The following is a 26,442-nucleotide window of genomic DNA, read 5'->3' as shown; positions in this document are numbered from 1 at the left end:
CCTGGAATTATACGCCGGGCGGCGCTTCGCTAACCCGACCTACATTAGACCGTAGGCCCGGCAGGCAACGCGCCGCCGGGCAATATTATCAAATCTTACATGCGCCGCTTTCGCAGCCGTCGTCCTGGATGGAGGGCGCCAGGTCATCCTGGGCATCTTCCGCGCCATCGCGCGTGTTGTGATAGTACAGCGTTTTGACGCCGAACTTATAGGCATTGAGCAAGTCTTTCAGCAACTGCTGCATCGGCACTTTGCCAGACGGGAAGCGCGTCGGATCGTAGTTGGTGTTAGCAGAAATCGACTGGTCGATAAACTTCTGCATAATACCGACCAGCTGCAAGTAACCGTCGTTGTTCGGCATTTCCCACAGCAGCTCGTAGCCGTTCTGCAGTTTTTCGTAATCCGGCACCACCTGGCGCAGGATACCGTCTTTCGACGCTTTGATGCTGACGTGACCGCGCGGCGGCTCAATGCCGTTGGTGGCGTTGGAGATCTGCGAAGAAGTCTCGGACGGCATCAGCGCGGAGAGCGTGGAGTTACGCAGACCGTGCGTTTTGATCGACTCGCGAAGCTGCTCCCAGTCGTAATGCAGGGATTCGCTGACGATAGCGTCCAGGTCTTTTTTGTAGGTATCGATCGGCAGAATGCCTTTCGCATAGGTGGTTTCGTTAAACCACGGGCACGCGCCTTGCTCGATCGCCAGCTCGTTAGAGGCTTTCAGCAGATAGTACTGAATCGCTTCGAACGTTTTATGCGTCAGGTTGTTAGCGCTGCCGTCAGAGTAGCGTTTACCGTGCTTCGCCAGATAGTAGGCAAAGTTAATCACCCCAATACCTAGCGTACGACGGCCCATCGCGCCGCGTTTGGCCGCCGGGATCGGGTAGTCCTGGTAATCCAGCAGGGCATCCAGCGCGCGAACGGCCAGCACCGCCAGCTCTTCCAGCTCATCAAGGCTATCGATAACGCCGAGGTTGAAAGCGGACAGGGTGCACAGCGCAATTTCACCGTTTTCGTCGTTTACATCTTCCAGCGGCTTGGTCGGCAGGGCGATTTCCAGGCACAGGTTGGACTGGCGCACCGGCGCGACAACCGGGTCAAACGGGCTGTGGGTGTTGCAGTGGTCCACGTTCTGGATGTAGATACGGCCGGTGGAGGCGCGCTCCTGCATCATCAGCGAGAACAGTTCTACCGCTTTAATGCGCTGCTTGCGGATGCTGTCGTCCTGCTCGTATTGGGTGTACAGGCGCTCGAACTCGTCCTGGTCGGCGAAGAACGCATCGTACAGGCCCGGGACGTCGGACGGGCTGAACAGGGTGATATCGCCGCCTTTCAGCAGACGGGTGTACATCAGCTTGTTGATCTGTACGCCGTAGTCCATGTGACGAACGCGGTTGGCGTCGGTACCGCGGTTGTTTTTCAGCACCAGCAGGCTTTCGACTTCCAGATGCCACATCGGGTAGAAGAGGGTCGCCGCACCGCCGCGGACGCCGCCCTGGGAGCAGGATTTCACCGCCGTCTGGAAGTGCTTATAGAACGGGATACAGCCGGTATGAAAAGCTTCACCGCCGCGAATCGGGCTACCCAGCGCGCGGATGCGGCCGGCGTTGATGCCGATACCGGCGCGCTGAGAGACGTATTTCACAATGGCGCTGGAGGTGGCGTTAATAGAATCCAGGCTGTCGCCGCACTCGATCAGCACGCAGGAGCTGAACTGACGGGTCGGGGTACGCACGCCGGACATAATCGGCGTCGGCAGCGAGATTTTGAACGTCGACACCGCGTCATAGAAACGCTTGATGTAGTCCAGACGCGTCTCGCGCGGGTAGTTGGAGAACAGGCAGGCGGCAACCAGAATGTACAGGAACTGGGCGCTTTCATAGATCTCACCGGTGACGCGGTTCTGCACCAGATATTTGCCTTCGAGCTGCTTAACCGCAGCGTAGGAGAAGGTCATATCGCGATCGTGCTCGATGAACGAGTCCATCTGCTTGAACTCTTCTTCCGTGTAGTCTTCCAGCAGATGAGTATCGTATTTACCGTTTTTCACCATTTTCGACACGTGGTCGAACAGCGCTGGCGGCTCAAACTGGCCGTAGGCTTTTTTACGCAGGTGGAAAATCGCCAGACGGGCGGCGAGATACTGGTAATCCGGCGCCTCGCGGGAGATAAGGTCCGCGGCGGCTTTGATAATGGTTTCGTGAATGTCGGCGGTTTTAATGCCGTCATAGAACTGAATATGGGAACGCAGTTCTACCTGGGAGATGGATACGTTATTCAGCCCTTCTGCCGCCCAATCCAGCACGCGGTGGATTTTATCGAGATTGATGCGCTCGGTGCTACCGTCACGCTTTGTCACCAGCAGACTCTGATTCATGTGGATTATACCTGTCCGTGAAAGAAAATATCCCCCACTTATCCACAGAACGCCGTTGTGACTAACTCTGTGGATAAATACTATATGTAGGGGGTTGTCGATAAAAGAAACGCTATATGGTGAGTATTCTAGTAAGGATTCTTTTGAGTACAAGAGTTGATTTTGACGTTAAATTGAGGTTGCGGAAGGGTAATAATCGCTAAGTCCACGCCACATAAGGCCTGGAGAAGATGTCTATAAATCAGAAAAAAAAATGAAAATTTGATCGAGTGCTGATTTCTTCATCGGAAGAAAAAATCACGCGGCTTGATGCCGCGCAATCATCATAAGAAATACAGCTGACGTTATGCTTTTTTCGCCGTTGTATGCAACATATAGTTAACATCCACCCCTGGCGCCAGCTTGAAGGTATTGGTCAACGGATTGTAATGAAGACCGGTAATATGCTGCTCTTTCAGAATTGTCTCATCTACCCAGCCGATCAGCTCCGCGGGCTTGATGAATTTCTTCACGTCGTGGGTTCCCTTCGGCACCATTTTCATGATGTATTCGGCGCCGACGACCGCCATCAGCCACGCTTTACCGTTGCGGTTAATGGTTGAGAAGAACACCTGACCGCCAGGTTTGACCAGCCGCGCGCAGGCGTGGACGACCGACTGCGGATCCGGGACGTGCTCCAGCATCTCCATGCAGGTAACGACGTCGTACTCTCCGGCGTGCTTCGCCGCGTGCTCTTCAACGGTTTCCTGGATATATTCGACCTGAATGCCGCTCTCCAGGGCGTGCAGTTTCGCCACCTGTAGCGGTTCGAAGCCCATATCCAGACCGGTCACCGCTGCGCCTTCCCGGGCCATGCTTTCCGCCAGGATGCCGCCGCCGCAGCCGACATCAAGTACTTTTTTGCCAAACAGGCCGCCGGAGCGCTCCGCGATATAGCCGAGGCGTAGAGGATTGATGCGATGTAACGGCTTGAATTCGCCCTCTAAATCCCACCAGCGCGAGGCGACGGCTTCAAATTTAGCGATTTCATTATGATCAACATTGTGGGCCACCGACGGTTTTTCGGCATTCATGGGCGCTTTTACTCCTGTTCAGTTCAGACCCGCGAGTATATCAGGCCTCAGGGATGAATAAACCGTCTATCCCTGTCGCCTTTCGCCGCGCGAAAATCATTGGGTATAGGTTTACCCGTATCACCGCGGCTGTGTTATAATTTGCGACCTTTGAATCCGGGATACAGTAGAGGGATAGCGGTTAGATGAGCGACCTTGCGAGAGAAATTACACCGGTCAACATTGAGGAAGAGCTGAAGAGCTCCTATCTGGATTATGCGATGTCGGTCATTGTTGGCCGTGCGCTGCCGGATGTCCGAGATGGCCTGAAGCCGGTACACCGTCGCGTACTATACGCCATGAACGTATTGGGCAATGACTGGAACAAAGCCTATAAAAAATCTGCCCGTGTCGTTGGTGACGTAATCGGTAAATACCACCCTCATGGTGATACTGCCGTGTATGACACCATTGTACGTATGGCGCAGCCATTCTCCCTGCGCTATATGCTGGTAGATGGCCAGGGTAACTTTGGTTCGGTCGACGGCGACTCCGCCGCAGCGATGCGTTATACGGAAATCCGTATGTCGAAGATCGCCCATGAGCTGATGGCCGACCTCGAAAAAGAGACGGTGGATTTCGTCGATAACTATGACGGCACGGAAAAGATCCCTGACGTTATGCCGACCAAAATCCCGAACCTGTTAGTCAACGGTTCGTCAGGTATCGCGGTAGGTATGGCGACGAATATTCCGCCGCACAACCTCACCGAAGTGATCAACGGCTGTCTGGCCTACGTTGAAAATGAAGACATCAGCATTGAAGGGCTGATGGAACACATCCCAGGTCCGGACTTCCCGACCGCCGCGATCATCAACGGTCGCCGCGGCATTGAAGAGGCCTATCGTACCGGTCGCGGTAAAGTGTACATTCGCGCACGCGCGGAAGTGGAAGCTGACGCGAAAACCGGCCGCGAAACCATCATCGTGCATGAAATTCCGTATCAGGTGAACAAAGCGCGCCTGATTGAGAAAATCGCCGAGCTGGTCAAAGACAAACGCGTCGAAGGCATCAGCGCGCTGCGCGACGAGTCCGATAAAGACGGTATGCGCATCGTGATTGAAGTGAAACGCGATGCGGTGGGTGAGGTGGTGCTGAACAACCTCTATTCGCAGACCCAGCTCCAGGTCTCCTTCGGTATCAACATGGTTGCCCTGCACCATGGTCAGCCGAAGATCATGAACCTGAAAGAAATTATTGCCGCGTTCGTGCGCCATCGCCGCGAAGTGGTGACCCGTCGTACGATTTTTGAACTGCGTAAAGCCCGCGATCGCGCGCACATCCTCGAAGCGCTGGCGATTGCCCTGGCCAACATCGATCCGATTATCGAACTGATTCGCCGCGCGCCGACCCCGGCGGAAGCGAAGGCCGCCTTAATCGCCCGTTCATGGGATCTGGGCAACGTTTCCGCGATGCTGGAACGCGCAGGCGATGACGCCGCCCGTCCGGAATGGCTGGAGCCCGAGTTCGGCGTACGCGACGGCCAGTACTACCTGACCGAACAGCAGGCGCAGGCGATTCTGGATCTGCGTTTGCAGAAGCTGACCGGCCTTGAGCATGAAAAACTGCTCGACGAATACAAAGAGCTGCTGGAACAGATTGCGGAACTGCTGCACATTCTGGGCAGCGCCGATCGCCTGATGGAAGTTATCCGCGAAGAGCTGGAGCTGGTCCGTGAACAGTTCGGCGACGCGCGCCGTACCGAGATCACCGCGAACAGCGCGGATATCAACATTGAAGACCTGATCAACCAGGAAGATGTTGTCGTGACCCTTTCGCATCAGGGCTACGTGAAGTATCAGCCGCTGACCGACTACGAAGCCCAGCGTCGTGGCGGTAAAGGTAAATCTGCGGCGCGTATCAAAGAAGAAGACTTTATCGACCGCCTGCTGGTGGCCAACACCCACGACACGATCCTCTGCTTTTCCAGCCGCGGTCGTCTCTACTGGATGAAGGTTTATCAGCTGCCGGAAGCCAGCCGCGGCGCGCGCGGTCGTCCGATCGTCAACCTGCTGCCGCTGGAAGCCAACGAGCGCATCACCGCGATCCTGCCGGTCCGCGAGTATGAAGAGGGCGTGAACGTCTTTATGGCGACCGCCAGCGGTACCGTGAAGAAAACGGCGCTGACTGAATTCAGCCGTCCGCGTTCCGCCGGTATTATCGCGGTTAACCTCAACGAAGGCGACGAGCTGATTGGCGTCGATCTGACCTCCGGTCAGGACGAAGTCATGCTGTTCTCCGCCGCCGGTAAAGTGGTGCGCTTTAAAGAGGACGCCGTCCGCGCGATGGGCCGTACCGCCACAGGCGTGCGCGGCATCAAGCTGGCCGGCGAGGACAAAGTGGTTTCTCTGATCGTTCCGCGCGGTGAAGGTGCCATCCTGACCGTCACGCAGAATGGCTACGGTAAACGCACCGCAGCTGAAGAGTATCCCACTAAGTCGCGTGCGACCCAGGGCGTTATCTCAATCAAAGTGACCGAACGCAACGGTTCCGTTGTGGGCGCGGTGCAGGTTGATGACTGCGACCAGATTATGATGATCACCGACGCGGGCACGCTGGTACGAACCCGCGTATCTGAAGTGAGCATTGTCGGTCGTAACACTCAGGGCGTGATCCTGATTCGTACTGCGGAAGATGAAAACGTGGTCGGCCTGCAGCGCGTGGCTGAGCCGGTTGATGACGAAGAGCTGGATGCCATCGACGGCAGCGCGGCGGAAGGCGACGAAGATATCGCGCCGGAAGCGGATACTGACGATGACATCGCCGAAGACGAAGAGTAATTCTCTGCGGTAATTGTCTGAAAGGGTCGGGGCTCTCCCCGGCCCTTTTTGTTTTCCCGTTGCGGGACCGTTGTTTTATCGTTACCTTAACGCCATTCTGTTGAGCCCCTGACGGCCGAGCATCGCCACATTGAAATATCTAGCTTCTTTCCATAACACGTTAAAGGTTTCACGCTATCTGTTCAGAGCGCTGGCGATACTGCTGTGGGTGCTGGTCGCTTTTGTTTCGGTGTTTTACATCGTCAATGCGTTGCACGATCGCGAATCGGAAATTCGCCAGGAATTTAACCTCAATGCCGATCAGGCGCAGCGCTACATACAGCGTACGGCCGATGTGATCAAAGAGCTGAAATACGTTGCCGGCAACCGGCCAATGGACGGCAGCGAAGGCGGCGATACGCCGGTGCAGCGCGGCGATATTACGATCCCTAATTTTGAACCGCTCTACCCGGATTCCGACTGCGCGCTGATGAGTACGACCTGGCGTAACTCGCTGCAGTCACTGGCGTGGTTTATGCGCTACTGGCGCGACAATTTCTCAACGGCCTACGACCTCAATCGTATTTTTATGATTGGCAGCGACAATCTGTGTATGGCCAACTTCGGCCTGCGCGATATTCCGCTGGAGCGGGACCAGGCGTTAAAAGTGCTGCATCAGCGTATTGAGCAGTATCGCGACGCGCCGCAAAACGAGCGCGGTAACAATCTGTTCTGGATAAGCCAGGGCGTGCGTCCGGGCGTTGGCTATTTCTATGCGCTGACCCCAATCTATGTGGCGAATCGCCTGCAGGCCATGCTCGGCGTAGAGCAAACCATCCGCATGGAAAGTTTCTTTACCCCAGGTAGTCTGCCGATGAACGTGACGATTCTCGACGATAACGGACAGACGCTAATCTCGCTTGCCGGGTCGGACAGCAATATTAAACCGGATGCGAAGTGGATGCAGGAGCGTCTGTGGTTTGGCTATACCGCCGGTTTTCGCGAGCTGGCGATGAAAAAAAGCCTGCCGCCGTCATCGTTGAGCATTGTCTATTCGGTGCCGGTGGATCAGGTGCTGGAACGCATCCGGATGCTGATACTGAACGCCGTGGTGCTCAATCTGCTTACCGGCGGGCTCCTTTTTGCGCTTGCCCGCATGTATGAACGGCGGATTTTTATTCCGGCTGAAAACGACGCCCAGCGCCTCGAAGAGCACGAGCAGTTCAACCGAAAAATCGTTGCCTCCGCGCCGGTGGGGATCTGTATTTTACGTACGATCGACGGCACCAATATCCTGAGTAACGAGCTGGCGCATAACTATCTCAATATGCTAACCCATGAGGATCGGCAGCGGCTGACGCAAATTATCTGCGGCCAGCAGGTGAACTTTGTCGATGTGCTGACCAGCAACAATACCAATCTGCAAATCAGCTTTGTCCACTCGCGTTACCGTAACGAGAACGTAGCGATTTGCGTGCTGGTGGATGTCTCGGCGCGCGTCAAAATGGAGGAGTCGCTGCAGGAGATGGCCCAGGCCGCCGAGCAGGCCAGCCAGTCGAAATCGATGTTCCTTGCCACCGTCAGCCACGAACTGCGAACGCCGCTGTACGGGATTATCGGTAACCTCGATTTATTGCAGACCAAAGAGCTACCGAAGGGCGTCGATCGTCTGGTGACGGCGATGAACAACTCTTCCAGCCTGCTGCTGAAAATTATTAGCGACATCCTCGATTTCTCGAAAATTGAGTCCGAACAGCTCAAAATTGAGCCGCGGGAGTTTTCACCGCGCGAGGTCATGAACCATATTTCCGCCAACTATCTGCCGCTGGTGGTGCGGAAACATCTCGGGCTGTACTGCTTTATTGAACCTGACGTACCGCAGCTGATGTCCGGCGATCCGATGCGCCTGCAGCAGGTTATTTCAAACCTGCTGAGTAACGCGATTAAGTTTACCGATACCGGCTGCATTATCCTGCACGTAGAGCGGGCGGAGGATTATCTGCGCATCAGCGTGCGCGATACCGGGGAAGGGATCCCGGCGAAAGAGGTCGTACGCCTGTTTGACCCGTTCTTCCAGGTGGGGACCGGCGTGCAGCGCAATTTCCAGGGGACCGGACTCGGTCTGGCGATTTGTGAAAAGCTTATCAGCATGATGGACGGCGATATTGCCGTTGAAACCGAGCCAGGTATGGGCAGCCGCTTCACTATTCGTATCCCGCTTTATGGCGTACAAAATACGCCGTCACCGAATATTGATGGCCTGGCGGAAAAATGCTGTTGGCTGGCGATTGATAACAGCTCGCTGGCGCTGTTCGTCGAGCAGTTGCTGAAATACCACGGTATTCCGGTCCGTCATTTTGAGGGACAAGCGCCGGACGCGGAGGATATTCTGCTGACCGATAGCGAGACGCATGATGCCTGGGACGGCGGCGCGATGGTGATCTTCTCTCGTCGGCATATCGGTATTCCACAGGAGCGGGCGCCCGGCGAGTGGCTGCATAGCGTGGCCACGCCGCACGAGCTGCTGCCGCTGCTGGCCCGCATCTTCCATATTGCCATGGCCAGTACGGAAAACGGCCCTGCACTATCCGCGGCGGATGCGCAAACCGCCAGCAATGATGACATGATGATTCTGGTGGTGGACGATCATCCGATTAACCGACGTCTGCTGGCCGATCAGCTGGGATCGCTGGGCTATCAGTGCGTGACGGCAAATGACGGGGTCGATGCGCTGAATGTCCTGAGCAAGCAGCATATTGATATCGTGCTCAGCGACGTCAACATGCCGAATATGGATGGTTATCGCCTGACCCAGCGCATTCGCCAGCTAGGGCTTACGCTGCCGGTTATTGGGGTGACCGCCAACGCGCTGGCGGAGGAGAAGCAGCGCTGCCTGGAGTCCGGTATGGACAGCTGCCTTTCAAAACCGGTCACTCTGGATATTATCAAGCAGACGCTGACGGTCTACGCCGCGCGGGTACGTAAGGGCAGGGAATAAAAGACGTTTCCCGGATAGCGCCGCGCTATCCGGGAAGAGAGACGTTAGTCTTTGTCCGTTGAGCTCAGGGAAACGGAAGAGAGGTAGTTGAGCAGGGCGATATCGTTTTCCACGCCGAGCTTCATCATCGCCGATTTTTTCTGGCTGCTGATGGTTTTAATACTGCGGTTGAGCTTTTTGGCTATCTCGGTGACCAGGAAGCCTTCGGCGAACAGACGCAGCACTTCACTCTCTTTGGGCGACAAACGTTTGTCACCGTAACCGCCGGCGCTGATTTTTTCCAGCAGGCGCGAAACGCTTTCCGGGGTGAATTTTTTGCCTTTTTGCAGCGCGGCGAGCGCCTTAGGCAGGTCGGTCGGCGCACCCTGTTTCAGGACGATCCCTTCGATGTCCAGATCCAGAACCGCGCTCAGGATCGCCGGGTTGTTGTTCATTGTCAGTACAATGATTGACAGGTCCGGGAAATGACGCTTGATGTATTTAATAAGCGTAATGCCATCGCCGTATTTATCACCGGGCATCGATAAATCGGTAATCAGGACGTGTGCGTCCAGTTTAGGCAGATTGTTGATTAATGCGGTGGAGTCTTCAAACTCGCCAACAACGTTCACCCACTCAATTTGTTCAAGTGACTTACGAATACCGAACAGTACGATCGGATGGTCATCGGCAATAATTACGTTCATATTGTTCATGTATTAGGCTACCTTGCTACAGCAAGCTCTTGACGTAAACGTCAATGTCGCTGATATATTTTTCTATGCCTTGCGCATCTTTTTCACGAATCAGATGCTCAAGCGTTTCACATAACTGCTTGCCGGGTACCAGATTTAGCATAGCAAATGCCCCTTTGAGGCGGTGGGCGGTTTGCGCCAGCGCGGCGAAATCGCCCGTCGCCAGTTCATTATACAGCCTCTTAACATCATCTGGTACCGTGTCAGCAAACAGCGTGTAATAGCCGCTGGCATGCAGTTCGGCGTTACTTTCTTTCCCGGGAGAGGATGGCTGCTCCTCTTCCTCAGCAAGCTGCTGCTCAATCAATTGCAGGATAGCTTCCTGCAGCGCAGCGCTGATATTAAAGTTTACGCGGAGCTGACCAGGACCAATCTTATGAACCCGGGCTTCATCATCGCTTAAAAGTAAGCCCGAAGCAGTAAGATTAGACGGATTATCCGTTAAAAAGAGATCATATTGTTGACTTGTGATTCTGTCATCCGGGGTGATGCAGGTCGCTCCCCAGCTCTCCAGCTGACGGGTCACGATACGGCGGACTTCATTGGCGGTCACATCAAGCATGATCACCACTTCATCCAGCAGATGTTCACCCGAATCACTCTCCTCCGCGCTGGCGGCCATTTTTAAATGCAGGGAGTAGCGGGTACCCAGCGACTCGCGTGCTTTGATATTGAGCTGCCCGCCGAGCTTGCGCGTCAGGCGATCGCAGAGCCAGAAGGTGAGGGCGTTGGCTTTGCCGTAAAGGTCTGCCTGCGTCTCGTTGAGGAACGGAAAGTGCATATTGTCGATTTCGTTCGCCGAAACGCCGTTGCCGGTATCCAGAATACGGAAGGTCAGACGATCGTCCGCGGACTCATCTTTACTGACTTCCAGGGTTATTTTGCCAATAGGCGTGGTGGTCACCGAGTACTGAATCAGCAGTAAAAGGGTGCGGCGCAGGGCGTCGCGATCGCCGTAGCGCTGCTCATTGGCCGGTAGCGAGTTGTTAATCAGCAGCTGCAGACCTTTGCGTTTGATGATGGGCAGGACATCAGGTACCACTTCATCGATCAATTCCTGAATTGAGAACAGGTCCTGAACGCTCTTCCAGCTATCGCTCTCCAGCAGATTTGCCAGCTCTATCTCATCAACCAGTTGTACCAGTTCATCGGCATGCTGGGCCAGCCTGCGGCTTTCGGCCATACCGAGCGCTGCGGCTTCTTCCGCCAGCGTTTGCGCCGGCTGTTTCAGCGCCGTGCCGATATGCTGCATAAACGCCGTACGGCCCTGCTGGTTTTTCTCATACAGGCGCTGGGCCTGCTTGAGTTTCTTATTCACCAGCACCTCGCGGTCCTGATCGCGAATAATAAAGATTTGCGTGCGCGGCGACACCTGGCTGCGGAACTGACGGATTTCATACAGTTCATTGTTCACCGTCGCCTGAATCACGCCCTGGTGCTGATCGGCCATGTTGATGATGTTTTGCAGATTCAGATGCGGCAGCAGATGATCGGCAATCGGATTGCTGATCACCGTCCGGTTAGCTTCTTGATCGTGCACCAGCAGCCCCAGCGGCAGCAGAGAAACAATCTCTTCGTGAATGGCGCGCTGGGCGCGTAATTCACTATTGGCGGCCGAGGAAACGGCCGTTCCCACGATGCTTTTGCGGCCGCTGTAGTGGCGGAAGGTGGTAAATCCGAACAGCGCCAGCGCCAGCAGACCAATATTCAGCAACAGCGGCAGTAAGATACTCTGCAAGGACTCCAGAATCAGCTCGCTAAAGGGCACCATCCAGACCAGACGCATACCGGTGGTATTAATGGTGGTGAGAATTTCAATCTGCGGGCCGTTAAAGTTAATGCTGACGATGTCGGCGGCTTCTTTATCCGGATTGCTGTTGACGCTTTGCGACGGATCGGGCTCCAGGCGGAAACTCTCCAGCGACATGCTGGGAGGGATGAGATCGTTAATGGGCAGATCGAAGGCCACAACGGTCGCCAGGTGGCCCGGCTGGTTAAAGGTGGTGCGTAACGTAAAGTAGAAGCCGTTTTGCCAGGCGAGGTGGCGCAGCGACGAAAACGTCTCGCGTTCATCTAGCGTGTTGGCCTGCAGCAGCATTTCTGCCCGTCGTGATTCAACGACGCTGCTGATGGTCGACTCTTTGAAGCTGGAGGAGAGATCTTTTAACGGCAGCGTTGAAACCAGAATCAGGCTGTTATCCAGGCCGTTAAGGTAATACATCGACCAGGGAATGGTCTCGGCTCCCCACAGGATATCGAGATAGTTGGAGATTTTTTGCGTCATTTCCAGCGTTGAGCCGTCATGCGAGCCAAAAATCAGCGCTTCAGTTTTGCGCCGGGGTTTCTCCAGGTAGTAAACATCCTGTTTTAAACGCGTTTCCTGGAGCCCTGTCTCTGAGGCTGAACTGGACGAGGTCGCGGCAATGTTGTCATAGATTTGCCAGGTGGCGTAGCGCCAGGTATCAATGCGTTTATGTAAGTCGTAGCTGACATCGACCACCTGGTAGCTTTTATCTTTTAGCCAGGTGTTAACGGCGCTTTGGATCATGACCCCCATCGTCGCCAGCAGGACGATGACCATAAGAATAAAGAAGCGGGTAATGTTGCCGGGTATCAGGGAAAATTTTTTCGGGGTCATCGTGTGAGAGTACGACTCATCAGTATGTGTAAACGGACTGTTGCACCAAGTTAACCGGGGGCAGCGCAGATGCGATGAACAGTATAAAGGTTAACGCCCAAAATCCATACATCTGAATACCATACAACGACTTTTTTACCTTGAGTTTCATCTCAGACCCGCGCGGCGAGTAAAGATGTACTGTCCGAATAGTTTTGTACAATTATTGACGGATTGACTAACGTAAATAGCACTAAATAACAAGAAATTATATAAACAGCCTTAAGTTTATTCGCAAGTTGTTTGATTAATAACCGTTATTTTTTTTCACCGGTAGCATGGAATAATTAAAGATGTGTAAAGAAGAGTAAAAAAAAACCGGATGCGAGGCATCCGGTTGAAATAGGGGTAAACAGACATTCAGAACTGAATGACGGTAATAAATAAAGTTAATGATGATAGCGGGATTAATTTTAGTCTCAGATGAGGATTTTGTTTTACCATTCAGTGCTATAGGTGTGTAACTGTGTAACTCATTGACATTGATTGATAATTTTTATTTTTTGATTATTAGTGCTTATTTTTATGAGCTTTTTGTGCGGTAAAAAAGTTCCCTTGCATTTACAAATTGAAACATCTTGTGGGTATTTTGAAACATCTTAGAAGTTTTAGTATCATATTCTTGTTGGATTATTCTGCATTTTGCAGCACAATGAAATAGCCGACTGATTAGAAGGGTAATCAGTAAGCAGTGGCAATAATAAAAGGCATATAACAAACAGAGGGTTAATAACATGAAAGTTAAAGTACTGTCCCTCCTGGTACCGGCTCTGCTGGTAGCAGGCGCAGCGAATGCGGCTGAAGTCTATAACAAAGATGGCAACAAATTAGACCTGTACGGTAAAATCGACGGTCTGCACTATTTCTCTGACGACAAATCTTCCGATGGCGACCAGACCTACATGCGTCTGGGCATCAAAGGCGAAACTCAGATTAACGACCAGCTGACCGGTTACGGCCAGTGGGAATACAACGTTCAGGCTAACAACACCGAAAGCTCCAGCGATCAGGCGTGGACTCGTCTGGCGTTTGCAGGTCTGAAATTCGGCGACGCGGGTTCTTTCGACTACGGTCGTAACTACGGCGTTGTTTACGACGTAACTTCCTGGACCGACGTTCTGCCGGAATTCGGCGGCGACACTTACGGTTCTGACAACTTCCTGCAGTCTCGCGCTAACGGCGTGGCAACCTACCGTAACTCTGACTTCTTCGGTCTGGTTGACGGCCTGAACTTTGCTCTGCAGTATCAGGGTAAAAACGGCAGCGTAAGCGGTGAAGGTACTTCCCCGACCAACAACGGTCGTGGCGCTCTGAAACAGAACGGCGACGGTTACGGCACCTCCCTGACCTATGATATCTACGACGGTATCAGCGCTGGTTTCGCGTACTCTCACTCCAAACGTAATGGCGATCAGAACAGCCAGCTGGCTCTGGGCCGCGGCGACAACGCTGAAACCTATACCGGTGGTCTGAAATATGACGCCAACAACATCTACCTGGCGACTCAGTACACCCAGACCTACAACGCAACTCGCGCCGGTTCCCTGGGCTTTGCTAACAAAGCGCAGAACTTCGAAGTGGTTGCACAGTACCAGTTCGACTTCGGTCTGCGTCCGTCCGTGGCTTACCTGCAGTCCAAAGGTAAGGATCTGGAAGGCTACGGCGATCAGGATCTGCTGAAATATGTTGACGTAGGCGCTACCTACTACTTCAACAAAAACATGTCCACCTACGTTGACTACAAAATCAACCTGCTGGACGACAACAGCTTCACTCGTAACGCCGGTGTTTCTACCGACGACATCGTTGCTCTGGGCCTGGTTTACCAGTTCTAAGCACGCTGAAGTTTGAAAAAAGGCGCCGATGGCGCCTTTTTTTATGCCCGGTTTAACCTTGCTGGTGTACTCTTTGCGCCTTAGCCAGAGGAAGCCAATTTTATGGATATCACTTTTTTCCGCGCCGCCCTGTTCGGCGCCTGCGTATTACTTTCAGGCTGTGATTCAGCCACCACTCCCCAGATGCCAAAATCCGCCGCCACCGTGCTGGAGGGTAAAACCATGGGCACATTCTGGCGGGTTAGCGTCATCAACGTTGATGAGGCGAAGGCCGAGGCGCTGCGCCAGAAAGTTCAGGCTCAGCTGGATGCCGACGATCGTCTGCTTTCCACCTGGAAGAACGATTCAGCGTTGATGCGCTTTAACCATTCGCCGGGTACCTCGCCGTGGCCGGTCAACGAGGCGATGGCAGATATCGTCACAATGTCGCTGCGCATTGGCGCAAAAACCCATGGCGCCATGGATATTACCGTCGGGCCGCTGGTCAATTTATGGGGCTTTGGCCCGGATAAACAGCCGGTCAAAACGCCGGATGCGCAGCAGATTGCCGCGGCAAAAGCGCGCAGCGGATTACAGCATCTGACGGTGATCAACCAGGCCGGCAAGCAGTTTCTGCAAAAAGATATTCCGGATCTGTTTGTCGATCTCTCTACCGTAGGTGAAGGCTACGCCGCCGATCATCTGGCGCGCCTGATGGAGCAGGAGGGGATCTCGCGCTACCTGGTCTCGGTGGGCGGCGCGCTGGCGAGCCGGGGAATGAATGCGGAAGGACAGCCATGGCGGGTGGCTATCCAGAAGCCGACCGATCGCGAAAACGCGGTGCAGGCGATCGTTGATATTAACGGCCACGGCATCAGCACCTCCGGCAGCTATCGCAACTACTATGAGCTGGACGGTAAGCGCATCTCGCACGTTATCGATCCGCAGACCGGGCGGCCTATCGATCATAAACTGGTTTCGGTGACCGTTATCGCCCCGACGGCGCTGGAAGCCGACGGCTGGGACACCGGGCTGATGGTGCTGGGGCCGGAAAAAGCGCGGGACGTGGTACGCGAACAGGGGCTGGCGGTCTATATGATTATCAAAGAGGGGGACGGGTTTAAAACCTGGATGTCGCCGCAGTTCCGCACTTTCCTCGTTGGCGAGAAAAATTAAAGCGCAAGATTTCGGGTTTTTGTTAACGGACTTCGGCCCACACTGAAGATACACTTACAGCAGGAGTCCGTGATGAAACCGATAATGCTTGATACCGATGAGCGCCGCTGGCAGGCGGTATGCGAACGTGATGCCCGCGCCGATGGTCAGTTTGTTTTTGCCGTGCTGACCACCGGCGTTTGCTGCCGCCCCTCCTGTCGTTCGCGTCGCGCGCTGCGGGAAAATGTTCGCTTTTACCCTGACGTTGCAACCGCGCAGGCGGAAGGCTTTCGCCCCTGCAAACGCTGCCAGCCGGAAAAAACCGACCCGCAGCAGCAGAAGGTAGAGAAAGTGGCCGCCGCGTGCCGTCTGCTGGAGCAGGAGACGCCGTTAACGCTGGAAGCGCTGGCACGCCAGCTTGCGGTCAGCCCCTTTCATTTTCACCGCCTCTTTAAATCCGTCACCGGAATGACCCCTAAAGCCTGGCAACAGGCGTGGCGCGCTCGCCGTTTACGCGAAGCGCTGGGGCAGGGGGCGAAAATTACCGATGCGGCGCTCTCTGCCGGTTTTCCGGATAGTAGCAGCTACTACCAGCAGGCTGACGCCGCGCTGGGAATGACCGGCCGCCAGTTTCGCCGCGGCGGGGGGGATATCGATATTACCTGGGTATGCGGCGACGGTCCGCTAGGGCGCTGTCTGGTGGCTGAGAGTGAGCGGGGGGTGTGCGCCGTGCTGCCCGGAGAGGACGACGCCTTGCTCTACGCTGAATTAGCCAGCCTGTTCCCCAATGCGCGGCTGCATCCGGGCGACGAGATTTTTCGTCAGCGGGTGGCGCAGGTATTTTCCCATCTTGATGACCACCGGCAGCCGTTTTCCCTGCCGTTGGATCTGCGCGGCACGGCGTTTCAGCTTCAGGTCTGGCAGGCGCTGCGTCAGATCCCGGCGGGGGAGACCCGCAGCTATCGCCAGGTCGCGCAAAGTATTGGCCGCCCCCGCGCGGTGAGGGCGGTGGCAAGCGCCTGCGCTGCGAATAAACTGGCGCTGGTTATTCCCTGTCATCGGGTCGTTCGCGAGGATGGGGCGCTATCCGGCTATCGTTGGGGTACGGCGCGCAAGGCGCTGCTGCTGGCGCGAGAAGCGTCATCCGAGGAGAAATAATGCTCGATCTTTTTGCCGATACGCCGCCCTGGCAGGAACCGCTGGCTCCGGGGGCGATAATTTTGCGCCGCTACGCCCGAGCGCGCGCGCCGGTGCTTTTGCAGGCAATCAGCGAGATTGCCAGCCGTTCGCCTTTTCGCCAGATGGTCACCCCCGGCGGCTATACGATGTCGGTGGCGATGACCAACTGCGGCGAGCTGGGCTGGACCACCAACCAGCACGGCTATCTTTATGCTGCCGACGATCCGCTGACGGGCAAGCGCTGGCCGCAGATGCCGCCGCTTTTCCGTGAACTGGCCGCAGAAGCGGCGGCGGCGAGCGGCTATGCGCGCTTTACCCCGGATGCGTGTCTTATCAACCGCTATCAGCCGGGAACGAAGCTGTCGCTGCATCAGGATAAAGACGAGCAAAACCTGCGAGCGCCGATTGTCTCCGTCTCACTGGGGCTGCCGGCAATATTTCAGTTCGGCGGGCTGCGGCGTAACGATCCGCTACAGCGGGTGCTGCTGGAGCACGGCGACGTAGTTGTGTGGGGCGGCGAATCGCGGCTGTTTTACCACGGTATTCAGCCGCTCAAAGAGGGCATCCATCCTGCAACCGGCGCCTGTCGTTACAATCTCACTTTCCGCCTGGCGGGTAATAAAGAATAAAAATAAGAATTATTCTTGCTGTCATCGTCGAGCAGTTTAAACTGCTGGCTGTTTTTGCTTGCCCGGATTATGCGTTATGGAACTTCTTCTTCTTGTCTGGCGTCAGTATCGCTGGCCCTTTATCTCCGTCATTGCCCTGAGCCTGCTGAGCGCGGTGCTGGGTATTGGGCTTATCGCCTTCATTAACCTGCGCCTGATAACCCTTGTCGATACCTCCCTGACGGTCCTGCCGGAGTTTCTCGGTCTGTTATTGCTGTTGATGGCGGTCACCCTCGGCTCGCAGCTGGCTCTGACCACGCTTGGCCACCATTTCGTTTACCGCCTGCGCGGCGAATTTATTAAGCGCATTCTGGATACGCAAATCGAGAAGATCGAGAAAATCGGCAGCGCGTCGCTGCTGGCCGGGTTAACCAGCGATATCCGTAATATCACCATTGCCTTCGTGCGCCTGCCGGAGCTGGTGCAGGGAATTATTCTGACCTTTGGCTCCGCCGCTTATCTGGCCTGGCTGTCAGGAAAAATGATGCTGGTTACCGCCCTGTGGCTGGCGTTGACAATCTGGGGCGGATTTATACTGGTATCGCGGGTTTATAAGCATATGGCGTCGCTGCGCGAAAGCGAAGATAAGCTGTATCACGACTACCAGACGGTGCTCGAAGGTCGCAAAGAGCTTACTCTCAATCGCGAGCGCGCCGAATATGTGTTTAATCAGCTTTATCTGCCGGATGCGCGAGAATACCGGCACCATATTGTGCGCGCCGATACCTTCCATCTGAGCGCGGTCAACTGGTCGAATATTATGATGCTGGGCGCGATTGGCCTGGTTTTCTGGATGGCCAACAGCCTGGGCTGGGCCGATACGGCGGTGGCGGCGACCTACTCGTTGACCCTATTATTCCTGCGCACGCCGCTGCTCTCGGCGGTAGGCGCGCTGCCCACTCTGCTCAGCGCGCAGGTGGCATTCAACAAGCTGAATAAGTTTTCGCTCGCGCCGTACCGCGCTGAGTTCCCGCAGCCGCAGGTGCATCCCCACTGGCAGACGCTCGAGCTGCGCGACATCACCTTCCATTATCCTGACAACAGTTTTGCGGTCGGGCCGATCAACATGACCCTCAAGCGTGGCGAACTGGTCTTTCTGATCGGCGGTAACGGTAGCGGGAAATCGACGCTGGCTATGCTGTTGACCGGTTTGTATCAGCCCCTTTCCGGGCAGATCCTGGTCGACGGGCAGCCGATGGCGGCGGATAAGCCGGAAGATTACCGCAAGCTGTTCTCGGCGGTGTTTACCGACGTCTGGCTGTTTGACAGACTGCTGGGGCCGGAAGGGAAGGCGGCTGACCCGGCGCTGGTGGAGAAGTGGCTGGGTTATCTGCAGATGAACCATAAGCTACGGCTCGACGATGGCAAAATCCTCGACCTGAAGCTGTCAAAAGGGCAGAAGAAGCGCGTGGCGCTGCTGCTGGCGTTAGCGGAAGACAGAGATATCATCATGCTTGATGAATGGGCGGCGGATCAGGACCCCCATTTCCGCCGTGAGTTCTATCAGGTGCTGCTGCCGCTGATGAAGGAGATGGGTAAAACCCTCTTTGCTATTAGCCATGACGATCACTACTTTCAGCACGCCGACAGGCTGCTGGAAATGCGCGGCGGCCAGCTGTCTGAGCTGACCGGAAATGAGCGTGAGCTGGCGACCCGCGACGCGGTCGCCCGTACCGCCTGATCGCTTTACGCCGTCCCGGAGGCGCCAGCCGACCTCCGGGCTTCCCGCAGGCTGCTGTTTTTTCCGTCGACTGAATTCATAGCGGTTATTATTTCCGCCTCCTCGCGCTATGCTTAAGGCTTCCGGCCTGCTGGTCTGACAGATATTTTTACAAGGATTGCCTGACCGATGTCCGTTTTGCATAAAAAAAGCGCCAGATTGCGTGACGAAGAGCGCGCCCGCCTCATTTGGCTCCTGAGCACCGATAAAGCCGTCACATCCTCGCTGCTGGGTAAATTAACCCTCGCTGAACGTTACGATGACAGCACGCTTGCCGACGATCTGGTGGAAGTGGAGATGCTGGTTTCCCACCTGCCGCCTCCGGACCTTGCCGATGCGCTCGAAGCGCTGCCTTACGATGCGCGCAACGCGCTCTGGCGGCTGGTCGCTGACGATAAGCGCGGTGAAGTGCTGCTGGAGGCATCGGAAAGCGTCTGGGGCGACCTCATTGAGGAGATGAGCGATCACGACCTGCTGTTCGCGCTGCAAAATCTCGATATTGATGAACAGGTCTACCTGCTGCAGCACCTGCCGCGCGATCTGACCGGACGTTTGCTGGCCACGCTGCCCGCGGATAAACGCGCGCGTATTCGCCAGATGATGCGCTACGCCGACAATACCGTCGGTGCGATCATGGAGTTTGAGGTCATTACCGTTCGTCCGGAAGCCACTCTCGCGGCGGTACAGCGCTATCTGCGGCGACTAGGGAAAATGCCGGAGAACACCGACAAACTGTTTGTGACCACCCGCAATAAGCTGCTGCTCGGCGAACTCGAGCTGCAAACCATTCTGCTCAACGATGCGCAGAAGCGGGTGGGGGAAGTGATGGAAGGCGATCCGGTGACCTTCCAGCCGCACGAGGACGCGGAAAAAGTCGCGCGTACCTTCGAACGTGATGACTTACTCAGCGCGGCGGTGATTGATGCCGACGGCAAGCTGATGGGGCGTTTAACCATCGATGAGATCGTTGACGTGGTCTACGAGGAGACGGATAACGATCTACGCCGGATGGGCGGCCTGAGCAACGATGACGATGTGTTTGCCCCGGTGAGCAAAGCGGTGAAGACCCGCTGGGCCTGGCTGGCGGTCAATCTGTGCACCGCCTTTATCGCCTCCCGCGTTATCGATGGTTTCGAGCACACCATTTCGCAACTGGTGGCGCTGGCCTCGCTGATGCCGATTGTCGCCGGAATCGGCGGTAACACCGGCAACCAGACGATCACCATGATCGTGCGAGCGATGGCGTTACAGCATATTCAGCCGGGAAGCTTTTCGTTCCTGATCCTGCGCGAGATGGGCGTTGCGTTGATCAATGGGATCGTCTGGGGCGGGATTATGGGGGCGATCACCTGGTGGCTGTACGACGATCCGCAGCTGGGCGGCGTAATGACGCTGGCGATGATGCTCAACCTGCTGATGGCGGCGATGATGGGGGTGATTATCCCGATGGTGATGGTCAAGCTGGGACGCGATCCGGCGGTCGGCTCCAGCGTGATGATTACCGCTATTACCGACACCGGGGGATTCTTTATTTTTCTTGGGCTGGCGACGCTTTTTCTGATGTAGCCTGCGCTTGAGTGCGCAGACGGCGAGGGATCAGGGCCATTGAGAGCAGGCCTGCCAGAACGCCGATTGCCAGATTGCTGGTGCCGACGGTCGCGCCGACGGTCACCAGCATCACCAGCGTTTCCGGCCACGGATTGCGCGCCAGCTCCGCCGGACGAATGCTGTGCCAGCTAAAGGTTTTTACCGCCACTATCACCATCACGCCGGCGAGCACGGCCATCGGGATTCTCGCCATCACTTCGCTTAACGCGGTTACCAGCAATAGCAGTACCAGGCCTGCGGCAACGGTCGAGATGCGGCTGCGCGCTTTGCCCATTTCAACGTTAACGATGGTCTGACCGATCATCGCACACCCGGCGATGCCGCCATAAAACCCGGCGAGAATGTTGGCGACGCCCAGACCGGCACTCTCGCGCGCCTTACTGGAAGGAGTGTGGGTCAAATCATCGACCAGCTTCGCCGTCAGAAGCGACTCCATCAGGCCGACAAAAGCGATGCTCAGCGCGCAGGGCCAGATGATGCGCAGCGTGGTTAAGTCGAGGGGCACCATCAGGCTGGTTAACCCCGGCAGTCCGCCGCTCATGGAGCCTTCGTCGCCGACGGTCGGCAGCAGCTGGCCGCTGAAAACGGTAAACAGCGTCAGCAGAACGATAGCAATCAGCGGAGAAGGGATCGCTTTAATGAAGCGCGGCGCCCACAGGACAATCAGCAGCGTCAATACGAACAGGCCGATAATCAGCGGCTGCTTGCTCCAGAAATGCGGTACCTGAGCAAAAAAGATGAGAATACCCAGCGCGTTAACAAAACCGGTCATCACCGGCTGCGGAATAAAGCGCATCAGGCGCGCCATGCCGCATAGGCCAAACAAAATTTGAATAACGCCTGCCAGCACGACCGCCGGCAGAAGGTAGCCGACGCCGTATTGATGGACCATCGGACCAATCACCAGCGCTACCGAACCGGCGGCGGCGGTGACCATCGCCGGTCTGCCGCCTAGAACCGACATCGCCAGGCACAGCACTACGGAGGCAATCAGGCTGACTTTCGGATCAACGCCAGCGATAACCGAGAAGGAGATGACTTCGGGGATTAGCGCCAGTGCGGTGAGTACGCCCGCCAGCGTTTCACGCGTCAGCAGCGCGGGCGAGCGCAGTATCTGGCCTGATGCGCCAGCGTTGCTGGAGGTAGCGGAATCGGAAACTGGGGGCATAAAAAAAGTTCGCAGAATTTAAAAAGTTTTGGCCGGGATCGGTCGCTGCTTACGTGCGGTCGGTCACAAAACCGAGGATAATAGCGCGGATACATCGCTGACACCAGTACAAAATGTGATTTGTGATACACATTTATTAAACATTTTTATAACAGATCTCAAAACTCAACTTAAAATTTAAACAATATTTAAATTTTTTTTCTTCAGTGTTACCTTTGAAGCCGAGAATCGTTTCACCTGCGCTAAATAAAAAAGCGAGTAAAGTAAGGCTCAAATCCGATGAAGAAAAAGATGGCCGTACCCAGCTCACAGGCGGTTGGTTCCAATAACACTCGGACCAACACCCGCCATGAGCAAGAGACGGATGTATTGTTGATTGGCGGCGGCATCATGAGCGCCACGTTGGGAACCTGGCTGCAGGAACTGGAGCCGGACTGGTCTATTACCATGGTCGAGCAGATGTCCAGCGTCGCGGAAGAGAGCTCGAACGGATGGAACAACGCGGGCACCGGCCACGCGGCGCTGATGGAATTGAACTATACGCCGCAAACCGCTAATGGTATCAATATCGATAAAGCGGTTGATATCAACGAATCTTTCCAGATTTCTCGTCAGTTTTGGGCCCACCAGGTGACCCGGGGCATTCTGAAAAAGCCTAAATCATTTATTAACAGCGTGCCGCACATGAGCTTCGTGTGGGGCGAAGACAACGTGAACTTCCTGCGCGCCCGCTATGCGGCGTTACAACAAAGCGAGCTGTTTCGCGGTATCCGCTACTCTGAAGATCATCAACAAATTAAAGAGTGGGCTCCGCTGGTGATGGAAGGGCGCGATCCGCAGCAGAAGGTGGCCGCGACCCGCTCGGAAGTCGGTACCGACGTGAACTACGGTGAAATTACCCGTCAGCTGATCGCCGGACTGCAAACCCATGATAATTTCTCGCTTCAGCTGGGTACCGTGGTTCGTCGCTTTAAGCGCAACGCCGACAAGAGCTGGAGCGTAACGCTGGCGGATGCGAACAATCGCCACCAGAAACGGGTTATCAGGGCTAAATTTATCTTTATTGGCGCCGGCGGCGCCGCGCTGACCCTGCTGCAGGAAACCGGTATTCCGCAGGCGAAGGAGTACGCGGGCTTTCCGGTCGGCGGCCAGTTCCTGGTCTGCGAGAACCCGGAAGTGGTGACTCACCATCTGGCTAAAGTCTACGGCCAGGCGGAAGTGGGCGCGCCGCCGATGTCGGTTCCGCACATCGACACCCGTATTATCGACGGCAAACGCGTGGTGCTGTTTGGGCCGTTCGCGACCTTCTCAACCCGCTTCCTGAAAAATGGTTCGCTTTGGGATCTGCTGGCCTCCACCAACACGTCGAATATCATGCCGATGCTCAACGTCGGGCTGGATAACTTCGATCTGGTAAAATACCTGATTAGCCAGGTGCTGCAAAAGGACAAAGATCGTCACGCGGCGCTGTGTGAGTACTATCCGGAAGCGCGCAAAGAAGACTGGCGCTTATGGCAGGCCGGCCAGCGCGTGCAGATTATCAAGCGCGACGCGAAGAAGGGCGGCGTTCTGCGCCTGGGAACCGAAGTTGTCAGCGATGATGAAGGCACGGTAGCCGCGCTGTTGGGCGCCTCGCCGGGTGCTTCCACCGCGGCGCCAATCATGCTGCAGCTGATGGAGAAAGTGTTCAAAGAGAAGATCAACTCAGCGGAGTGGCAGGCGAAACTGAAAGCGATTATCCCGAGCTACGGTACGCGTCTGGATGGCAACGCGGCGGAAATTGAAAGGGCGCTGGCGTGGACCAGCGAAGTGCTGGAACTGCGCTATGAACCGCTTACCGCTGCTGATGATGTGCCACAGGCGACGCTGAAGCCGCTGCCTGAAGGCAAACCTATCGCGGATATCGCACTGTAAATGCTTTCCGGCGGCACAGGCCGCCGGATTCACTCTTCAGGCATTAACGCTCAACGGCTACGCCGATGGTTTCGTCCGCTCTCCAGATACGATATTTCACGTCGATATTCGCCGGGGTATAAACTACGATGGGCAGCTTGCTGTTATAGCGCAGCATGCCCGCATCGCCCAGGCCAGCCATCACAAACTGCTTCTCTTTTTTACCATCCGGGCAGGCCATCATGGTTGAGACGGGTGACGTCACTTTATCAAATACGTAATAGTCGTAGCCCCAGCCTTCCAGGGTTTTGCTTTTCAGCTGGCCGCCAAGGCGGTGGCGATTGCAGTCGACTTCCAGCGTCTGGCCAATCATCAGCTCGACTTTCAATGCGGATTCATCCTGCTGCTGCGGCAGCTGAATCACCTGACGCTTCATCCCTTGTTCCGCCTTTGGAAACGGGGCGATCTTCTCCAGCGGCTGCTCAGCTGCAGCGGCGCTGGTGGACATGCAGGCAACGGCCAGCAGGGAGGCGGCAAACGTAGTGATTTTTTTCACGTGGGTAATCCTTTGTTATCAATCATAAACAGCATAATGTTAGCATTTGTTACTTTGATGGGTAGTGGCGTTTACCAAAATTTTCATAGTTTATAGTTATAAGTTCTGTTTTTGCGGTAGGGGCAGTTATTCATCACCTGCGGCAGCCCGCCTTTTTTCCGCTGCAACCTATTATTGGGGAGGTGAATTTTTAAAATGATTATGATCAATAAAAGAATTAATTTACATATGAGATTATTTCATTCGTTATATTTGTCTTCCGTCATTTAGAATGATCTATAAGGGAAATTAATTGAAAGGGAATTGTTCATTTAAATAATTGATATGAGTGATGGTAGATGAAAGTGAAAAAGGTTTTACTGGTTGTGTCGCTGGCGGTTTCTTCGCTATTGGCAGGTTGCACTTCTGAGTCACAGCGTTTGGCGAACTGCGAAGCCAGGGGGATTTCCCGCGATACCTGCTACTTAGCGGAGCAAAATCGTCAGGCCTCAATGAATGCAGCTTATGAGAAGCAGGCGTTAGAAAACGCCGCCGCTGCCGTTCAGCATAGTCAGAGCGCGAAGGTGAACACCCGGCACTTTAACGGCATGGAGATTAAAGGCACCAGTACCGGCTTAAGCATTGATGGTAAAGCGGCGGCGGTGATTGAGAAAAATAAAGATGCGACCGTTTACCAGCAGGGGCTTTACAACTTTATTGTTTACGCCAACGGTAAAATTGCCGTCACTCAGGACGGCGTGTTTAAAGGCTACGCCAAATAAAAGCGCCGATCGGGGGGATATGCTCCCCCTGTATGCCTGCGCTGCCGCGGTTCAAAAGGATTGCGTTACTCCTCGTGATTTTTACCCTCTTCTAAGAAATCCTCATCAAGCTCATCGATGTTTCCGGCGTGATCGCGTCCGGACAGCAGGTTCCAGCAGGCGATAAACAGGGCCGCAATCAGCGGGCCGATAACAAAGCCGTTGATGCCGTAGATTTCCATTCCGCCGATCGTGGTGATCAGGATCAGGTAGTCCGGCATTTTGGTATCTTTACCAACCAGTAAAGGTCGCAGAATGTTATCAACCAGGCCTACGATGATCACAAAGAAACCGACGATAAACGCGCCCTGCCAGAGCTGACCGGTCGCGAAGAGATAGATCGCCGCGGGAACCCAGATAATCGCCGAGCCCACCGCCGGGATCAGCGACAGAAAAGCCATCAGTGCGCCCCACAGGATGCTGCCATCAATGCCCACGATCCAGAATGCCAGTCCCCCAAGCGCGCCCTGGGCGAGCGCGACCGCCACGGTGCCTTTGACCGTCGCCCTGGCGACGGCGGCAAATTTGGCGAAAAGATGCTGCTTCACGTGATTTGATAGCGGCAGGGATTCCAGGATCAGCCTGACCAGGTACGGACCATCTTTTAGCAGGAAAAACAGCAGATAAAGCATGATGCCGAAGCTGATGGTAAAACCGAACGTGCCTTTACCAATCAGGAATGCGCTACCGGCCAGGTACTGGCCTCCTTTAAGCGCAACGTCCGAAAGCTGCCGCTGAATCTGTTCCGCGCTATCAAGATTATGCTCTGAGAGGAAGCTCCTTGCCCATTCTGGCAGGTGAGCAAACAGGCTGGCTACTACGGTTGGGAACTGGGTATCGTTATGCTGCAGTTTGGTGTAAACCACGTTGAGCTCGAAGGCCAGCGACGAGAGGATGATCGCCAGCGGGGTAAACACGATCAGACAGATAATCACTATCGTCAGAAACGCCGCCAGGCCGTTTCGCTCGCCGAGCCGATCGCGCAGTTTGTTTTTCACCGGGTGGAAGATCACCGCCAGAATGGCCGCCCATAAAATGGCTGAATAATAGGGGGAGAGAACGTCGAAAAAAGCAAGGGTGACGATCAGCACGATCAGGATGAAAAATCCTTTCGTAAGTCCATTAACTCTCATGTAAATCCTTCATAAAAATGACGTGTACCATCAAATAATAGAAGCTTTTCCATGATTTACAATCAAAGTGGCTGGTGCGTTTTGCTGAGAACAG

At 55.1% G+C, this 26,442-nt stretch carries 17 protein-coding genes; 10 read left to right on the top strand and 7 right to left on the bottom strand.

Annotation, left to right across the window (positions count from 1 at the left end):
- Positions 1 to 88 precede the first annotated feature (88 nt).
- Positions 89 to 2,374, bottom strand: coding sequence for a class 1a ribonucleoside-diphosphate reductase subunit alpha (gene nrdA, locus HMPREF1144_RS22410; protein WP_004852755.1), 2,286 nt, complete (start codon positions 2,372 to 2,374; stop codon positions 89 to 91).
- 344 nt (positions 2,375 to 2,718) lie between these two features.
- Complete coding sequence (ubiG, locus tag HMPREF1144_RS22405; RefSeq protein ID WP_004852754.1) at positions 2,719 to 3,447, bottom strand: bifunctional 2-polyprenyl-6-hydroxyphenol methylase/3-demethylubiquinol 3-O-methyltransferase UbiG; 729 nt, start codon at positions 3,445 to 3,447, stop codon at positions 2,719 to 2,721.
- Between the two features lie 185 nt (positions 3,448 to 3,632).
- Between ubiG and gyrA the strand changes: the two genes are divergently transcribed.
- Together gyrA and rcsC are read left to right on the top strand one after the other, a co-directional pair.
- Complete coding sequence (gene gyrA / locus HMPREF1144_RS22400; RefSeq protein WP_004852752.1) at positions 3,633 to 6,266, top strand: DNA topoisomerase (ATP-hydrolyzing) subunit A; 2,634 nt, start codon at positions 3,633 to 3,635, stop codon at positions 6,264 to 6,266.
- A 130-nt stretch (positions 6,267 to 6,396) separates the two neighbouring features.
- Positions 6,397 to 9,243: a two-component system sensor histidine kinase RcsC gene (gene rcsC, locus HMPREF1144_RS22395; RefSeq protein ID WP_004852751.1), complete on the top strand. Its 2,847-nt coding sequence runs from the start codon at positions 6,397 to 6,399 to the stop codon at positions 9,241 to 9,243.
- A gap of 44 nt (positions 9,244 to 9,287) precedes the next feature.
- Here rcsC and rcsB read toward each other — a convergent pair whose 3' ends face one another.
- Together rcsB and rcsD are read right to left on the bottom strand one after the other, a co-directional pair.
- Positions 9,288 to 9,938: a response regulator transcription factor RcsB gene (rcsB, locus tag HMPREF1144_RS22390; protein ID WP_004103995.1), complete on the bottom strand. Its 651-nt coding sequence runs from the start codon at positions 9,936 to 9,938 to the stop codon at positions 9,288 to 9,290.
- A 16-nt stretch (positions 9,939 to 9,954) separates the two neighbouring features.
- Complete coding sequence (gene rcsD, locus HMPREF1144_RS22385; RefSeq protein WP_009653999.1) at positions 9,955 to 12,615, bottom strand: phosphotransferase RcsD; 2,661 nt, start codon at positions 12,613 to 12,615, stop codon at positions 9,955 to 9,957.
- Positions 12,616 to 13,388: 773 nt separating this feature from the next.
- On the opposite strand from rcsD, the gene HMPREF1144_RS22380 reads away from it, so the two are divergent.
- The 6 genes from HMPREF1144_RS22380 (at position 13,389) to mgtE (ending at position 20,756) form a co-directional block, all read left to right on the top strand.
- Entirely contained in the window at positions 13,389 to 14,489 is a 1,101-nt protein-coding gene (locus tag HMPREF1144_RS22380; RefSeq protein ID WP_009653961.1) for a porin OmpC, read from the top strand.
- A 102-nt stretch (positions 14,490 to 14,591) separates the two neighbouring features.
- Positions 14,592 to 15,644 (top strand): FAD:protein FMN transferase ApbE, encoded by a 1,053-nt coding sequence (apbE, locus tag HMPREF1144_RS22375; RefSeq protein WP_009653998.1) that lies wholly within the window; start codon positions 14,592 to 14,594, stop codon positions 15,642 to 15,644.
- 72 nt (positions 15,645 to 15,716) lie between these two features.
- Positions 15,717 to 16,781: a bifunctional DNA-binding transcriptional regulator/O6-methylguanine-DNA methyltransferase Ada gene (gene ada, locus HMPREF1144_RS22370; protein WP_009653991.1), complete on the top strand. Its 1,065-nt coding sequence runs from the start codon at positions 15,717 to 15,719 to the stop codon at positions 16,779 to 16,781.
- Positions 16,781 to 17,431 carry a DNA oxidative demethylase AlkB gene (gene alkB / locus HMPREF1144_RS22365; RefSeq protein WP_004852743.1) on the top strand — a complete coding sequence of 217 codons (651 nt, stop codon included), beginning with the start codon at positions 16,781 to 16,783 and terminating at the stop codon, positions 17,429 to 17,431. Before ada ends, alkB begins: the two co-directional genes overlap by 1 nt.
- A 76-nt stretch (positions 17,432 to 17,507) precedes the next feature.
- The gene (locus tag HMPREF1144_RS22360; RefSeq protein ID WP_009654027.1) at positions 17,508 to 19,151 is read left to right on the top strand and encodes a multidrug ABC transporter permease/ATP-binding protein; all 1,644 of its coding nucleotides are present in this window, start codon (positions 17,508 to 17,510) and stop codon (positions 19,149 to 19,151) included.
- A gap of 168 nt (positions 19,152 to 19,319) precedes the next feature.
- A complete protein-coding gene (mgtE, locus tag HMPREF1144_RS22355; protein WP_004852738.1) occupies positions 19,320 to 20,756 on the top strand; it encodes a magnesium transporter in 1,437 nt (478 codons plus the stop codon).
- On the opposite strand, the gene HMPREF1144_RS22350 is transcribed toward mgtE, so the two are convergent.
- Positions 20,719 to 21,966, bottom strand: coding sequence for a SulP family inorganic anion transporter (locus tag HMPREF1144_RS22350; RefSeq protein WP_009653943.1), 1,248 nt, complete (start codon positions 21,964 to 21,966; stop codon positions 20,719 to 20,721). The two genes, mgtE and HMPREF1144_RS22350, sit on opposite strands and share 38 nt — an antisense overlap.
- A gap of 279 nt (positions 21,967 to 22,245) precedes the next feature.
- On the opposite strand from HMPREF1144_RS22350, the gene mqo reads away from it, so the two are divergent.
- Positions 22,246 to 23,880 (top strand): malate dehydrogenase (quinone), encoded by a 1,635-nt coding sequence (gene mqo / locus HMPREF1144_RS22345; protein ID WP_004852735.1) that lies wholly within the window; start codon positions 22,246 to 22,248, stop codon positions 23,878 to 23,880.
- A 43-nt stretch (positions 23,881 to 23,923) separates the two neighbouring features.
- On the opposite strand, the gene eco is transcribed toward mqo, so the two are convergent.
- The gene (gene eco / locus HMPREF1144_RS22340; protein WP_004852733.1) at positions 23,924 to 24,415 is read right to left on the bottom strand and encodes a serine protease inhibitor ecotin; all 492 of its coding nucleotides are present in this window, start codon (positions 24,413 to 24,415) and stop codon (positions 23,924 to 23,926) included.
- Between the two features lie 338 nt (positions 24,416 to 24,753).
- Here eco and HMPREF1144_RS22335 point away from each other — a divergent pair, with 338 nt between their 5' ends.
- Complete coding sequence (locus HMPREF1144_RS22335) at positions 24,754 to 25,176, top strand: hypothetical protein (protein WP_004852731.1); 423 nt, start codon at positions 24,754 to 24,756, stop codon at positions 25,174 to 25,176.
- 65 nt (positions 25,177 to 25,241) lie between these two features.
- Here HMPREF1144_RS22335 and HMPREF1144_RS22330 read toward each other — a convergent pair whose 3' ends face one another.
- Complete coding sequence (locus HMPREF1144_RS22330; protein ID WP_009653963.1) at positions 25,242 to 26,348, bottom strand: AI-2E family transporter; 1,107 nt, start codon at positions 26,346 to 26,348, stop codon at positions 25,242 to 25,244.
- Positions 26,349 to 26,442: the final 94 nt, after the last annotated feature.

It is taken from the genome of Klebsiella sp. OBRC7, assembly GCF_000293135.1.
GTDB classification, from domain to species: Bacteria; Pseudomonadota; Gammaproteobacteria; order Enterobacterales; family Enterobacteriaceae; genus Klebsiella; species Klebsiella michiganensis.
Note: the sequence above shows the minus strand (reverse complement) of the source record. Positions and strands in the feature narration are given on the sequence as shown.

Bases quoted from the DNA above. Each gene is read 5' to 3' on its own strand.
- nrdA (WP_004852755.1), bottom strand. From the start codon at position 2,374: ATGAATCAGAGTCTGCTGGTGACAAAGCGTGACGGTAGCACCGAGCGC.
- ubiG (WP_004852754.1), bottom strand. From the start codon at position 3,447: ATGAATGCCGAAAAACCGTCGGTGGCCCACAATGTTGATCATAATGAA.
- gyrA (WP_004852752.1), top strand. From the start codon at position 3,633: ATGAGCGACCTTGCGAGAGAAATTACACCGGTCAACATTGAGGAAGAG.
- rcsB (WP_004103995.1), bottom strand. From the start codon at position 9,938: ATGAACAATATGAACGTAATTATTGCCGATGACCATCCGATCGTACTG.
- rcsD (WP_009653999.1), bottom strand. From the start codon at position 12,615: ATGACCCCGAAAAAATTTTCCCTGATACCCGGCAACATTACCCGCTTC.
- HMPREF1144_RS22380 (WP_009653961.1), top strand. From the start codon at position 13,389: ATGAAAGTTAAAGTACTGTCCCTCCTGGTACCGGCTCTGCTGGTAGCA.
- apbE (WP_009653998.1), top strand. From the start codon at position 14,592: ATGGATATCACTTTTTTCCGCGCCGCCCTGTTCGGCGCCTGCGTATTA.
- ada (WP_009653991.1), top strand. From the start codon at position 15,717: ATGAAACCGATAATGCTTGATACCGATGAGCGCCGCTGGCAGGCGGTA.
- alkB (WP_004852743.1), top strand. From the start codon at position 16,781: ATGCTCGATCTTTTTGCCGATACGCCGCCCTGGCAGGAACCGCTGGCT.
- HMPREF1144_RS22360 (WP_009654027.1), top strand. From the start codon at position 17,508: ATGGAACTTCTTCTTCTTGTCTGGCGTCAGTATCGCTGGCCCTTTATC.
- mgtE (WP_004852738.1), top strand. From the start codon at position 19,320: ATGTCCGTTTTGCATAAAAAAAGCGCCAGATTGCGTGACGAAGAGCGC.
- HMPREF1144_RS22350 (WP_009653943.1), bottom strand. From the start codon at position 21,966: ATGCCCCCAGTTTCCGATTCCGCTACCTCCAGCAACGCTGGCGCATCA.
- mqo (WP_004852735.1), top strand. From the start codon at position 22,246: ATGAAGAAAAAGATGGCCGTACCCAGCTCACAGGCGGTTGGTTCCAAT.
- HMPREF1144_RS22335 (WP_004852731.1), top strand. From the start codon at position 24,754: ATGAAAGTGAAAAAGGTTTTACTGGTTGTGTCGCTGGCGGTTTCTTCG.
- HMPREF1144_RS22330 (WP_009653963.1), bottom strand. From the start codon at position 26,348: ATGAGAGTTAATGGACTTACGAAAGGATTTTTCATCCTGATCGTGCTG.